Origin of the sequence: Streptomyces sp. SudanB52_2052, from assembly GCF_964272415.1 — a bacterium.
Taxonomy (GTDB): Bacteria; Actinomycetota; Actinomycetes; order Streptomycetales; family Streptomycetaceae; genus Streptomyces; species Streptomyces olindensis.
The window spans coordinates 2,885,204-2,898,438 of the sequence record NZ_OZ186796.1; the positions used below are offsets into that span (position 1 = coordinate 2,885,204).

The 13,235-nt window shown below is 71.5% G+C and carries 13 protein-coding genes; 7 read left to right on the forward strand and 6 right to left on the reverse strand.

What is annotated here, in order from left to right:
• Positions 1–169: 169 nt before the first annotated feature.
• From ACSUPV_RS12490 to ACSUPV_RS12510, 5 genes are all read left to right on the forward strand, one after another.
• Positions 170–1,105 (forward strand): cellulose-binding protein, encoded by a 936-nt coding sequence (locus ACSUPV_RS12490; RefSeq protein WP_010040099.1) that lies wholly within the window; start codon positions 170–172, stop codon positions 1,103–1,105.
• A gap of 85 nt (positions 1,106–1,190) precedes the next feature.
• Complete coding sequence (locus ACSUPV_RS12495) at positions 1,191–2,150, forward strand: ABC transporter ATP-binding protein (RefSeq protein ID WP_436947473.1); 960 nt, start codon at positions 1,191–1,193, stop codon at positions 2,148–2,150.
• Between the two features lie 2 nt (positions 2,151–2,152).
• Positions 2,153–2,923: an ABC transporter permease gene (locus ACSUPV_RS12500; protein WP_436947474.1), complete on the forward strand. Its 771-nt coding sequence runs from the start codon at positions 2,153–2,155 to the stop codon at positions 2,921–2,923.
• A gap of 122 nt (positions 2,924–3,045) precedes the next feature.
• A complete protein-coding gene (locus ACSUPV_RS12505) occupies positions 3,046–4,383 on the forward strand; it encodes an ABC transporter ATP-binding protein (RefSeq protein ID WP_436947475.1) in 1,338 nt (445 codons plus the stop codon).
• Positions 4,380–5,249 (forward strand): ABC transporter permease subunit, encoded by an 870-nt coding sequence (locus ACSUPV_RS12510; protein ID WP_031117512.1) that lies wholly within the window; start codon positions 4,380–4,382, stop codon positions 5,247–5,249. The genes ACSUPV_RS12505 and ACSUPV_RS12510 overlap by 4 nt, the downstream gene beginning before the upstream one ends.
• 6 nt (positions 5,250–5,255) lie before the next feature.
• Here ACSUPV_RS12510 and ACSUPV_RS12515 read toward each other — a convergent pair whose 3' ends face one another.
• A complete protein-coding gene (locus ACSUPV_RS12515; RefSeq protein WP_031117511.1) occupies positions 5,256–5,588 on the reverse strand; it encodes a hypothetical protein in 333 nt (110 codons plus the stop codon).
• Between the two features lie 254 nt (positions 5,589–5,842).
• On the opposite strand from ACSUPV_RS12515, the gene ACSUPV_RS12520 reads away from it, so the two are divergent.
• On the forward strand, positions 5,843–6,871 hold the full coding sequence (locus ACSUPV_RS12520; RefSeq protein WP_031117510.1) for an LLM class flavin-dependent oxidoreductase: 1,029 nt from the start codon (positions 5,843–5,845) through the stop codon (positions 6,869–6,871).
• Between the two features lie 84 nt (positions 6,872–6,955).
• On the opposite strand, the gene ACSUPV_RS12525 is transcribed toward ACSUPV_RS12520, so the two are convergent.
• Entirely contained in the window at positions 6,956–7,348 is a 393-nt protein-coding gene (locus ACSUPV_RS12525; protein ID WP_010040113.1) for an SCO5389 family protein, read from the reverse strand.
• Between the two features lie 252 nt (positions 7,349–7,600).
• On the opposite strand from ACSUPV_RS12525, the gene nucS reads away from it, so the two are divergent.
• Positions 7,601–8,272 carry an endonuclease NucS gene (gene nucS, locus ACSUPV_RS12530; RefSeq protein ID WP_031117509.1) on the forward strand — a complete coding sequence of 224 codons (672 nt, stop codon included), beginning with the start codon at positions 7,601–7,603 and terminating at the stop codon, positions 8,270–8,272.
• A gap of 69 nt (positions 8,273–8,341) precedes the next feature.
• Here nucS and ACSUPV_RS12535 read toward each other — a convergent pair whose 3' ends face one another.
• The 4 genes from ACSUPV_RS12535 to ACSUPV_RS12550 form a co-directional block, all read right to left on the reverse strand.
• Positions 8,342–10,843: an ATP-binding protein gene (locus ACSUPV_RS12535; RefSeq protein WP_382616209.1), complete on the reverse strand. Its 2,502-nt coding sequence runs from the start codon at positions 10,841–10,843 to the stop codon at positions 8,342–8,344.
• 267 nt (positions 10,844–11,110) lie between these two features.
• The gene (locus ACSUPV_RS12540; protein WP_003993003.1) at positions 11,111–11,434 is read right to left on the reverse strand and encodes an STAS domain-containing protein; all 324 of its coding nucleotides are present in this window, start codon (positions 11,432–11,434) and stop codon (positions 11,111–11,113) included.
• 149 nt (positions 11,435–11,583) lie between these two features.
• Positions 11,584–12,432: a 3-hydroxyacyl-CoA dehydrogenase family protein gene (locus ACSUPV_RS12545; protein ID WP_031117507.1), complete on the reverse strand. Its 849-nt coding sequence runs from the start codon at positions 12,430–12,432 to the stop codon at positions 11,584–11,586.
• Positions 12,433–12,558: 126 nt separating this feature from the next.
• Entirely contained in the window at positions 12,559–13,200 is a 642-nt protein-coding gene (locus ACSUPV_RS12550) for a TetR/AcrR family transcriptional regulator (RefSeq protein ID WP_436947476.1), read from the reverse strand.
• Positions 13,201–13,235: the final 35 nt, after the last annotated feature.

Consider the following 13,235-nt stretch of genomic DNA (forward strand, 5'->3'; position numbering starts at 1 on the left):
TCCGGTGTCTGCTGGGGTCTTTGACCACGTCTTTGGCAAGCAGTCCGACGGACGGCCACTCAAAAGGGGTCTCATTTTGCAGATCAAACGCGCATCCGCTCGATGACACACCGTTTCGGCCCCTAGGATTCCACCTATCACCTCACCGGTCTCATTCGACAGGAACCCCATGAGCGACACTTCCCCCTACGGCTTCGAGCTTGTGCGGCGTGGGTACGACCGCGCTCAGGTGGACGAACGTATCTCCAAGCTCGTCTCCGACCGTGACAGCGCTCTCGCCCGCATCACCGCTCTGGAAAAGCGCATCGAGGAGCTCCACCTCGAGACGCAGAACGCCCAGGCCCAGATCAGCGACGCCGAGCCGTCGTACGCGGGTCTCGGCGCGCGCGTGGAGAAGATCCTCCGCCTCGCCGAGGAAGAGGCGAAGGACCTGCGCGAGGAGGCCCGGCGCGCGGCGGAGCAGCACCGCGAGCTCGCCGAGTCGGCGGCCCAGCAGGTGCGCAACGACGCCGAGTCGTACTCCGCGGAGCGCAAGGCCAAGGCCGAGGACGAGGGCCTGCGGATCGTCGAGAAGGCCAAGAGTGACGCCGCCCAGCTGCGTGCCGAGGCGCAGAAGGACGCGCAGTCCAAGCGCGAGGAGGCGGACGCCCTCTTCGAGGAGACCCGCGCCAAGGCCGCGCAGGCCGCCGCCGACTTCGAGACGAACCTCGCCAAGCGCCGCGAGCAGTCCGAGCGCGACCTGGCCTCCCGTCAGGCCAAGGCCGAGAAGCGCCTCGCCGAGATCGAGCACCGCGCCGAGCAGCTCCGCCTGGAGGCGGAGAAGCTGCGCACGGACGCCGAGCGCCGCGCCCGCCAGACGGTGGAGACGGCCCAGCGCCAGGCCGAGGACATCGTGGCCGACGCCAACGCCAAGGCCGACCGCATCCGTTCGGAATCCGAGCGCGAGCTGGCCGCCCTCACCAACCGCCGCGACAGCATCAACGCCCAGCTGACGAACGTCCGCGAGATGCTCGCGACGCTCACGGGCGCCGCGGTGGCCGCGGCCGGCACGCCGGCCGAGGACGAGCCGATCTCCCGTGGGGTCCCGGCCCAGCAGTCCCGGTAACAGCCCGGCATACGGAGTCTGAATCTCCGCAAAGCCCTCTGCCGCTCGGGTGGCAGAGGGCTTTGTCCCGTTCTAGCGTGGCGGCATGATTGAGCTGGAGGGGCTGACCAAGCGGTACGGCGAGAAGGTGGCGGTCAACAACCTGTCCTTCACCGTCAGACCGGGCATCGTGACCGGCTTCCTCGGGCCGAACGGCGCGGGCAAGTCCACCACCATGCGGATGATCCTGGGTCTCGACCACCCGACCGCCGGCGACGTCCGCATCGACGGCAAGCACTACCAGCAACTCAAGGACCCGCTGACGTACATCGGTGCCCTGCTGGAGGCCAAGGCCTGGCACGGCGGGCGCAGCGCCTACAACCACCTGCTGTGCCTCGCGCAGAGCAACGGCGTCCCGAAGCAGCGGGTCGGCGAGGTGCTGGAGACGGTCGGGCTGACGGCGGTCGCGAAGAAGAAGACCAAGGGCTTCTCGATGGGCATGGGGCAGCGGCTGGGCATCGCGGCCGCGCTGCTCGGCGATCCGCGGATCCTGATGTTCGACGAGCCGGTCAACGGCCTCGACCCCGAGGGCATCCACTGGATCCGCACCCTGATGAAGTCGCTGGCCGCGCAGGGCCGGACCGTGTTCGTCTCCTCCCACCTGATGAGCGAGATGGCGCTGACGGCCGACCACCTCGTCGTCATCGGGCAGGGGCGGCTCCTCGCGGACACCTCCATGGCCGACTTCATCGACCGGAACTCACGGTCGTACGTCCGGGTCCGCACACCGCAGCGGGAGCGGCTGCTCGACGTGCTGCACCAGGCGGGCGTCGTGGTCGTGGAGAGCGGCGACGGAGTGCTGGAGGTGGACGGCGGCAAGGCCGAGCAGATCGGTGAGCTGGCGGCGCAGCACCGGATCACGCTGCACGAGCTGAGCCCGCAACAGGCCTCGCTGGAGGAGGCGTTCATGCGGCTGACGGCGGAGTCGGTGGAGTACCACGCCCACAGCGACACGAGTGCCGGGCCGCCACCGCAGCAGTGGGTCGACGCCTGGGGGAGGAGCTGAGCATGGCGGCGACACAGGTCGTACGGTCGGAGTGGACCAAGATCCGGTCAGTGGCGTCCACGGTGTGGACACTCTCGCTGGTGGTGGTCGTGACGGTCGCCCTCGGCATGCTGATCTCGGCGCTGTCGAAGAACGAGTTCGACTCCATGGGCACGCAGGAGCGGGCGGAGTTCGACCCGACGTTCATCAGCTTCGCGGGGATGAGTCTCGGCCAGCTCGCGATGATCGTGTTCGGGGTGCTGGTCGTGTCGAACGAGTACAGCACCGGCATGATCCGCACCTCGCTGGCCGCCGTGCCGCAACGCGGCTCCTTCCTGTTCAGCAAGATCGCGGTGGCCACCGCGCTGGCCCTGCTGGTGGGCCTCGTCACCAGCTTCGCCGCCTTCTTCCTGGGGCAGGCGATGCTGGGTGAGCACCGGGCGGAGATCGGCGACCCGGGCGTGCTGCGGGCGGTGTTCGGCGGCGGCCTCTACATGGCCCTGATCGCGATGTTCTCCATGGGCGTCGCCACGATGCTGCGCTCGCCGATGCTGTCACTGGGCATCCTGATGCCGTTCTTCTTCCTGATCTCCAACATCCTGGGGAACGTCGACGCGACGAAGAAGGTCGGCCGGTTCCTGCCCGACCAGGCCGGCAGCAAGATCATGCAGGTGATCCCGCCGCTCGACGACGACACGCCGTACGGGCCGTGGGGCGGCCTCGGGATCATGGGGCTGTGGGTGCTGGCGGCGCTGATCGGCGGGTACGTGCTGCTGAAGAAGCGCGACGCTTAGGGGGACAGGCTTGGCGTGACCTTTTACCTGCTCTTGGGCGGAACCGTCAGCGCCTCGATATCCTCCTAACCCTTACGGGGGCGTGTGCCCCGCTGTCCTGAACCTTGCGATGGGTGCGGAGCATGATCGAAGCAGTCGGCCTGACGAAGCGCTACGGCGACAAGACCGCTGTGTACAACCTTTCCTTCCAGGTGCGGCCCGGAGCCGTCACGGGCTTCCTCGGGCCGAACGGCTCGGGCAAGTCGACGACGATGCGGATGATCCTCGGCCTGGACAACCCGACCAGCGGCCACGTCACGATCGGCGGCTATCCCTACCGCAAGCTGCCCAACGCCCCCCGCCAGGTCGGCGCCCTGCTGGACGCCAAGGCCGTGCACGGCGGCCGCGCCGCCCGCAACCACCTGCTGTGCCTGGCCCAGCTGTCGGGCATCCCGGCCCGGCGCGTGGACGAGGTGCTCGGGGTCGTCGGCCTCCAGGACGTGGCCAAGAAGCGGTCCAAGGGCTTCTCCCTCGGCATGGGGCAGCGGCTCGGCATCGCCGCGGCGCTGCTCGGCGACCCGCAGGTGCTGCTGTTCGACGAGCCGGTCAACGGCCTCGACCCCGAGGGCATCCTCTGGGTGCGCAACCTGATGAAGGCGCTCGCGGCGGAGGGCCGTACGGTCTTCGTCTCCTCCCACCTGATGAGCGAGATGGCGCTGACCGCCGACCACCTCATCGTCATCGGGCGCGGGCAGCTGCTCGCCGACATGAGCGTGACGGACTTCATCTCCGCGAACTCCGCCGACTTCGCGCGCGTCCGGACGCCCGACACCGAGCCGCAGCAGCGCGAGAAGCTGTCGGCCGCGCTCACCGAGTCGGGCGGCCACGTGCTGCCCGAGCAGGACGGCGCGCTGCGGGTGACGGGGCTGCCGCTCCCCCGCATCAGCGACATCGCGCACGACCACGGCGTACGGCTGTGGGAGCTGTCGCCGCACCAGGCCTCCCTGGAGGAGGCGTACATGCGGATGACGCAGGGCGCCGTGGACTACCGCTCCACCATCGACCAGAAGGAAGGGCTCCAGCAGCCGCTGCCGCCCGGCGCGCAGCCGCCGATGCCGGTGCCCGGCCAGGGCCAGCCCGGCTGGTACGCCCCGCCGCCGCCCCAGCAGGGCGGCCAGCCGTTCCCGATGCCGCCGCAGGGCGCCCCGGGCCAGGCCCCGGCGGGCCCGTACGGCGCCCCCGGAGCCGCTCCGGGCGCCTCTGGCGCGGCCGGCCCCAACCCGTACGCCCAGCCCGCGCCCCAGGCGCCGCAGGCCCTCGCGGGCCAGGCCGGACCGACGCCCGTCGCGTCCGCGGCGCCCGCGCCCCAGGGTTCCGCCCAGCCCGCGCCGCAGGCGTCTGCGGCCCCCGCGCCCCAGCCCGCCGCGGCGCCCGCCGCCGCCCCGACCTCCGACCTGACCAAGCCCGAGGACGCCCGATGAGCAGCCCCCAGCCCCAGATGCCGCAGGCCGCGCCCGCCTGGCACGCGGCGCCCGGTTCCCCGCACTCCGGCTACACCTCGCCGATCCCGGTCGTCCGCACGCACCTCGGGCACGCCATCGCCTCCGAGTGGACGAAGATCCGTTCGGTGCGCTCCACGATGTGGACGCTCGGCGTGTTCGTCCTGCTCGTCATCGGCATCGGGACGCTGACCGGCGTGGTGGTGGCGAACTCCGACCCGGCCCTGGAGGGCGAGAGCCCGCTCGGCCTGGGCTTCTTCGGCCTGCTGCTCGGCAGCATGTGCATCATCACGCTGGGCGTGCTGACCACGGCCTCGGAGTACGGCACGGGCATGGTCCGCACCACGATGGTGGCGTGCCCGAGCCGCGGCCGGGTGCTGACCGCGAAGGCCGTGGTGTTCTTCCTGGTCGCGTTCGTGGTGACGCTGGTGTCCGCGTCACTCGTCGCCTTCCTGCACGTGGCGATGCTGGAGGGCAGCGGCGCCAAGGACCCCTCCGGCGGGGAGTGGCTGAAGGGCACGGTCGGCATCGCGGCCTACGTCGCGCTGCTGGGCCTGCTCTCGCTCGCCGTGGGCTCGATCATCCGGCACTCGGCGGGCGCCATCACCATCATGATCGGCGCCGTGCTCGCCCCGCTGGTGATCGCGCTGTTCATGTTCTCGCAGTCGCTGGAGGACGTCCGCCAGGCCCTGTTCGAGTACTCCATCCCGAACCAGCTGAGCGTCTTCTACTCCAACTCCCTCAGCCAGTCCGGCCCGTCCGGCTGGGACCCGCTGTGGATCATCCTGGGCGCGACGGCCGTCGCGTTCGCCGCCGCCTTCGCCCTGCTGGAGAAGCGGGACGTCTGAGTTCCGTCAGAATCTGGGCGCGTTACGGGACCGCCGCACCCCGGGGGTGCGGCGGTCCCGCGCGTTCCAGCAGGCCTTGTGCCAGTGCCGGCGGTCGTCGACGCCCGCGTGCTCCGACCAGGCCACCACGTGCGGCACCCCGTCCGGGATCAGCTGGTCGCAGCCGGGGCAGCGGTACGACTTGCCCTGGGCGCTCGCGCCGGCCACGTGCCGCACGCTCCAGTTCTCGCCCTGCCAGTTCTCCGAGGACTGCCAGCCGCCGTAGCGGCCGGGGCGGTCGTCCTCGGCGCTCCGGCCGGACGAAGCGGCGCCCTTGGGTCGGTTGCGACGCGGGGACACGGGACACCTCTCGGGGCTATACAGGAAGCTCGGGCCGTGTCCAGCCTACGCGGCGCGGTCCGGGGTACGCGTACGGCACCAATCGCCACAAGTCCCGCTTCGGGGCGAGGCGGGCGCTCCCCCGGGCTCCCCGCGGAGCACCCCATTCTGCAGACAATCCGCAAAATACTCCGCTCGGCCGTGTCCTCGGCACGTGTCAGACGGTTATGCGCTGTAGGGGAGCTCCGTGTCGGAGCCAAGGAAGCAGGAAAGCAATGCGCGTTGGAAGTTTCGTGTTGGCGGCCCAGTTCCCCGGGCAGGGCGAGGGGGAGGCGCTGCACCGCGCGGTCCGCTCGGCCGAGGTGGCCGAGGAGGCCGGGCTCGACACGGTCTGGCTGGCCGAGCACCACTTCGTGCCGTACGGCACGTGCCCGTCGGCCATCACCCTGGCCGCTTTACTGCTGGGCCGCACCCGCCGCATCCGGGTCGGCACGGCGGTCAGCGTGCTGCCCACCACCCACCCCGTCACCGTCGGCGAACAGGCCGCGCTGCTGCACCACACGAGCGGCGGCCGTTTCACACTCGGGGTCGGCCGCGGCGGCCCGTGGGTCGACCTGGAGGTGTTCGGCGCGGGCCTGGAGGCGTACGAGAAAGGGTTCCCGGAGTCCCTGGACGTCCTGGTGCGCTGGCTGCGCGACCCGTCCGTGGCGGCCGACGGGGAGCGTTTCCGCTTCCGTGAAGTCCCGGTGGTGCCGCGGCCGTCGGAGGCCCTGACGGAGGTCGAGGGGCCCGAGCTCGTCGTCGCCTGCACCTCGCCGACGAGCGTGCGCCTGGCGGCCGAGCGGGGGCTGTCGATGCTCCTCGGGATGCACGTGGGGGACGAGGAGAAGGCCGAGATGGTCGCCCTGTGGCGGCAGCACGCGCGGGCGTGCGGCCGGTCGCCGGAGGAGATCCTCGGCGCGTCCCATGTGTCGGCCGGCGTCTGCCAGATCGCGGACAGGAGGGTCGACGCGGCGGAGACGCTGATCAAGGCGATGCCGGGCTGGCTGAAGCAGGGCCTGGAGGCCCATGTCACGGTCGACGGGCGCACGCGCCGGATGCGCGACCCGCTGGCCTACACCGAACTGCTCTGCGGACTGCACCCGGTGGGCACGCCGCGGCTGTGCGCCGACCGGCTGGCGGCGACCAGCGAGCGAACGGGCATCTCCCGTTTCGCCCTGCTCGTCGAGGGTTCCGGGGACCTGGCGGCGACCGAGGAGAACGTACGGCGGCTGGGCGCCGAGGTGCTGCCCCAACTCGTCTGAGGGCGCTGTGACTTCCTGGGGGCTTGCCGCTCCGGTACAGAACTGCACCTCCCGCGTACGGAGCGGCAAGCAAGCGGCGCCGCGTCAGCAGTCCCGAAATTCGGGCGACTGGTTCAGCACCTGGCTGCGGACCGAGGTGAAACGGCCCAGCGTCTCGTCGACCGAGGAGTCAAGCGGGAACACGGCCACCCGGTGGCAGTTCTGGAAGGCCAGCCGCACACCGAAGTGCCGTTGCAGCGCGCCGCGTATCGCGTCACTCGCAAGCGCACGCAGCAGCTGGCCGCGTGCCTGCTCGTCCGGCGGAGGCGTCTGGTTGTCGGCGAACGCACCGCCGTCCACCTTCAGCTGGGCCACCAGGGAGCTGATCATCTCCCACGCATAGGGCAGGGAGGTCCGGACGCAGTCGACGAATTCCGCTTCGTCGACCTCGCCTCGCTCGGCCTGTTCGAGTAGGGCCGGTGAGACGTCGAGCGACATGAGTTCTCCTCTCGCACCCCCAACGAGCAGGGGTTGCCTGACAGATGAGGGAGCCCACGACACCGGACACGCTGCGTACACGCGCCGCGACCTCCCGTTCATACGGTAAGCAACCGACGGTGACGGCACCAGGAGAATGCGCAGATGAGGCACTCCCGGTGAGCACACCCTGCACACAATCGGCCATTACCGAACACGTGTTTTCCAGGGCGAATCGCGTGGACAGGCGCCCGTCGAGTAGCGTTGCCGACCATGCGTCTCGTCATTGCCCGCTGCTCCGTCGACTACGCCGGGCGGCTCACCGCCCACCTTCCCTCGGCCCCGCGCCTGATCCTGGTGAAGGCGGACGGCAGCGTCTCGATCCACGCCGACGACCGGGCCTACAAGCCCCTGAACTGGATGTCGCCGCCCTGCACGCTGAAGGAGGGCACCGGCGAGGAAGAGGGCGTCTGGACCGTCGTCAACAAGGCGGGCGAGAAGCTCATCATCACGATGGAGGAAGTCCTCCACGACTCCTCGCACGAACTGGGCGTCGATCCCGGCCTGATCAAGGACGGCGTGGAAGCGCACCTCCAGGAGCTGCTCGCCGACCGCATCGAGACACTCGGCGAGGGCTACACGCTCATCCGCCGCGAGTACCCGACGGCCATCGGCCCGGTCGACATCCTGTGCCGGGACGCCGACGGCAGGACCGTCGCGGTGGAGATCAAGCGGCGCGGTGAGATCGACGGCGTGGAGCAGCTGACGCGCTACCTGGAGCTGCTGAACCGCGATCCCCATCTCGCCCCGGTCCGCGGCATCTTCGCGGCCCAGGAGATCAAGCCGCAGGCCCGCGTCCTCGCGACGGACCGGGGCATCGGCTGCCAGGTCCTCGACTACGACGCGCTGCGCGGCATCGAGGACGACAAGCTGCGGCTGTTCTGACAGCACCGCCGTACACCACGAAGAGGGCCGGGTCCGCGGAACGGACCCGGCCCTCGCGTGTGCGGGGTCTCAGATCACCTGGTCCGAGCTGCTCGGCGTCGCCGCGCCGCTGCTCTCCGGTGCGCTCGCCGAGGTGCTCGTGGGGGCGGTCGGCGCCGGGCCGCTGGCCGAGTCCGAGGTGGACGGCGACGACGCCGGCGGCTGGGAGGTCGGCGGCTGCGAGGTGGGCGGCTGGGACGTCGGCGGCTGCGAGGTGGGCGGCTGGGACGTCGGCGGCTTGGACGTCGTGGGGGGCTTGGACGTCGTCGGCGGCTTCGATGTGGTGGGCGGCTTCGAGGACGACGGCGGCTTCGATGTCGTCGCCGGATCGCTCGGGTCCGCCGAACCGCTCGGAGAGCCCGTCGGCGTCGGGTCGTCCGACGTGCCGAGCGTGCCGTCCGGGCCCGGGTCCGTCGGGCGGCTGGTCGCCGCGCCGGTGTCGCCGTCGCTGTCGTTCACCGGCCGGTCGGCGCCCAGGCTGCCGCCGCCCGCGCCCTCGCTGGCCGAGGGGTTGACGCCGACCTGCTCGGACGGCGCACCCGGCTCGTTGTCGGAGGTGGCGCCGAGCGTCACCACCGTGCCGAGCACGGCGACGAGCAGGGCACCCGCCCCGGCGGCCACGAGGTTGCGGCGGGCCAGGCCCCTGAGGCCGCCCCGGGCCTTGCGCGAGGGCGCCGGGGAGCTGCGGTGGGTGACCAGGGCCGGGGAGGACGGCTGCTGGAGCGTCGGGAAGGCCGCCGGGACACCGCCGGGCGGGGACGCCGACTCCTCGTACCGCGCGTCGGGCACCTCCTCCCCCGCGGTCGGCCCGAGTCCGATGGGCGTGCCCGAGCGGTCGGCGACCAGGGCGAGGGCGCGGCGGCCCGCGACCGTGCCGCGCTTGTCGGCCAGGGCGCCGCGCAGGCCGATGGAGGCCTCCAGTTCGGCGCGGGCCTGGTCGAGCCGGCCGCCGCACAGGGCGTGGATGCCGAGTTCGTGGTGGAAGTAGGCCTCTTCGGCGACGTCCCCGGCGAGTCTGGCGGCCTCGACGCCGGCCCGCAGGGCCCGTTCCCAGGCGCTCCAGTGCAGTCCGGCCGCGAACGCGGGCGAGGCGGTGCGGGCCAGGTGCACGGCCGCGCTCTCCTCGCCCTCGGCGGGCGGGTGGGTGACCGGCCCGAGGACGGCCAGCGCCGCGAGGATCGCGTCGGCCTCGGCGCACACGCGCTCCGGGGTGACCGAGGGGTGCCCGGCCCACCAGGAGTAGTGCTGGGCGGCGCTGCGGGCGCCGGCCTCGGCCTCGTCGGCGTATCCGGCGGCCTCCAGCTGCGCCGGCACGCCCGCGGCGAGCCGGTAGCGGGCGCCGACCGGGGAGACGAGCCCGCAGGCGGCCAGTTCGCCGAGCGCGGCGTCCGCGTGGGTGTCACCGACCAGGGCGGGCAGATGCGCCTGGTGCGGGACCTCGCCGCCGAGGGCGACGGCGAACCGCAGGGTGGCGCGGGCGGACGCGCTCAGCCGGGAGGCGAGCAGCGGTGCGGGCGCCGCGGCCTCACCGAGCGAGGGCAGCGGCACCTCGTCGCCGGTGGTGTCGTAGGCGTCGGCCGGGGGCGCGTCCGCGAAGACGCCGAACTCGTCGACGGCGCTCTCACCGGCGCGCAGCCGGTCGCGCTGCCGCAGCAGGGCGCCGGCCTGCACGAAGCGCAGCGGCAGGCCCTCGGACTCGAACCAGAGGTCGCCCGCCCAGTTGGACTCCTCCTCGGTGAGGGGCCGGCCGACGGCGTGCTCCAGCAGGTCGAGCCCGGCCGCGCGGTCCAGGCCGCCGAGGGCGACCTCCTCGACGGCGGCCTCGGCGGAGGGGGCCGGCACGTCCGGGGTGGCGCCGAGCAGGAAGGCGCACTCGGGGGTGGCCTCCAGCAGCTCGTCGAGCGCGGCGCCGCCGAACTCCAGGTCGTCCAGGACGACGACCGCGCCGATCTCACGGAGACAGGAGAGCAGTTCCTCCCGGTCCGGGCGGTGCAGGGGGGCGTTGTACACCGCGTAGAAGAGGTCGTGCAGCAGGTCGTCGGCGGTGCGGCCGAAGCCGTTGAGCCGGACGACGCCGTCGGGGGCGAGGTCCGAACAGTCGTCGGCGACGAGGTCGAGCAGCCGGGTGCGGCCGGAGCCGGCCGGGCCGGTGAGGCGGACGGAACGGCCGCGGGCGAGCAGGCGCACCAGGCGCTCGCGTTCGTCCTGGCGGGCCAGCAGCGGCAGGGCGGGCAGCGCGGGGCCGGGCGGCACGGGCGGCCGGGACGCGCGCTCGGCCTCGGCGCGCTCGGCCGTGGTGAGCTTCACGGGCCGGGCGGGCCGCTCGGTGGGCGGGCAGACTTCTATCTCGCTGCCGTCGACGGGGTTGACGGTCAGCAGGAAGTCGCCGGAGACGAGCTGCACCGTGCGGGCGAGCGCGGGCGCGTGCTGTCCGAAGTCGGGTGTGAGGGAGTCCCGGGGCGGGCGCTGGCGCGGCCCCTGGCCGTCGCCCTCGCGGCCGTACTCCTCGGGTCCCCGGGTGTTCGGGTCCATAGGTCAAGCCCCCCAAAAGCGTGTGTGTGCTTGGAAAAGCCCCTCCCGGCCTTGCTGCACACCGCGCTGTCGCTTCTGGTCCGGGCCCGCTCGAAGGGTGGCAAGGCAGCGGGCAGCCGAACCCTAAACCTTCGCACAGTATCTACGACAGTCCGGGGTACCGCGCCGTCCGTAACGTCACGGTCTCGTGAGGATTGTGCGCGTCGCACGATTCGACGACGTCCGTCCGGGTCTCCCCGGTCGCCCGGTTCACACCCGTACACGGCGTCACACGCGAGGTAGCGTCTCCACCCCGATGCCCCCCTCGATCGCCAGGATCCGGTGCAGGCGGGTGGCCACCAGCAGGCGCTGCATCTGCGGCGGTACGCCGCGCAGCACCAGGCGGCGGCCGCAGCGGCCGGCCCGCCGGTGGGCCCCCATGATCACGCCCAGTCCGGTGGCGTCCCAGGAGTCCAGTTCGGACAGGTCCAGCACCAGGTCGCCGACTCCGTCGTCGACGGCCGAGTGCAGGACCGTACGGGCGTCCGCCGCGCTCCGGACGTCGAGGCGGCCCCCGACGACCAGCTCGGCGTGGTCGCCCCTGATGTGCATATGCGCTCCCCGTGCGTGCGTCTCGTGCTCCGCGTTCTGATGCCGGTGATGCAACCTCTGACTGTGTGGAGGACGCAGAGGTTGCTTCTTGTAAGCGAACCGATACCGAATTCACCCCGGGGTGTGATGGCCCCGGGGCGTGTGCGGTTTCAGTGCTTGTAGAAGCCCTGCCCGCTCTTGCGTCCGATGTCACCGGCGTCAACCATCCGGCGCATCGACTCGGGAGCCGCGAACTTCTCGTCCTGGGACTCGGTGTAGATGTTGCTCGTGGCGTGCAGCAGGATGTCGACGCCCGTCAGGTCCGCCGTCGCGAGCGGGCCCATGGCGTGGCCGAAGCCCAACTTGCAGGCGAGGTCGATGTCCTCGGCGCTCGCCACGCCCGACTCGTGCAGCTTCGCCGCCTCGACGACGAGGGCGCAGATGAGACGGGTCGTCACGAAGCCGGCCACGTCGCGGTTGACGACGATGCAGGTCTTGCCGACCGACTCGGCGAACTCCCGGGCCTTGGCGAGGGTTTCGTCGCTGGTCTTGTAGCCGCGGACGAGTTCGCACAGCTGCATCATCGGCACCGGCGAGAAGAAGTGCGTGCCGACGACCCGCTCGGGACGCTCCGTCGCGGCCGCGATCTTGGTGATCGGGATGGCGGAGGTGTTGGAGGCGAGGATCGCCTCCTCCTTCACGAGCTTGTCGAGCGCGCGGAAGATCTCGTGCTTGACCTCGAGCTTCTCGAAGACGGCTTCGACGACGACGTCCGCGTCGGCCACGGCGTCCAGGTCGGTGGTCGCGGTGATCCGGGCGAGGGCGGCGTCGGCGTCGTGCGCCTCCAGCTTGCCCTTGGCGACGAACTTGTCGTACGACGCCTTGATGCCGTCGGTGCCCCGCTTCAGCGCCTCGTCGGTGACGTCACGCAGGACGACGTCCCAGCCCGCCTGTGCGGAGACCTGGGCGATGCCGGAACCCATGAGGCCGGCTCCGATGACGGCGAGCTTCCCTGCCACTGTGCGACTCCCCTGACGCGCTGCTTATGTCTGCCTCTCGGGCGGACACTAGCGCTCGTGAGGGCCTGTGTGACCGGTAAGTAATGCGCGTCACGTCTCACATGACGGACATCACACCGGCAGGTCTCATTCCGCGCCTCGGACGGCGTAGTTGAGCACCTTCTCGCTCAACAGATCCTCGATGTCGTCGAGGAGCCCGAGCACCTCCCGGGACACTTCGTCCGGGTTGCGCCCCTGGGCCATCTCACGGCCGATCACGACGAAGACGGTGCCGTGGACCCAGCAGATCTGACCGGCGATCAGCCCGGGCAGGGGGTCGTCGGCAGCGGCCCGGGTCTCCTCGCGGAGGGTCGTCTCCAGGTTCTCCAGGACCTCCTGCTGGATGCGCCACAGCCGCGAGCGCAGCGGCGGCGCCTCGTCGATGCAGCGCATGAAGCGGTCGTAGCCCTCGATGAGGCCCATCCGGGGAGAGACGGCCTCGATCTCGGCGCGCAGTTCCCGCAGCACAGCTCGGGCGGCCGACTCACCCCTGTCCCGGCCGCGCACCCAGCGCGAGAGCCGGTCGACGACCCCCTTCGAGCGGTCGAAGAAGAGGTCCTCCTTGGCCGGGAAGTAGTTGTAGACGGTGTTGACGGAGACGTCGGCCGCGTCCGCCACGTCCGCCATCGTCACCGCCATGAAACCGCGCTCCAGGAACAGCCCGGTGGCGATGTCCGAGATGCGCTGCCTGGTCTCGCGCTTCTTCCGCTCCCTGAGTCCCTCTGCCATGTCCGAATCCTAGCTAGCTTGGGTCGACTGAAAAA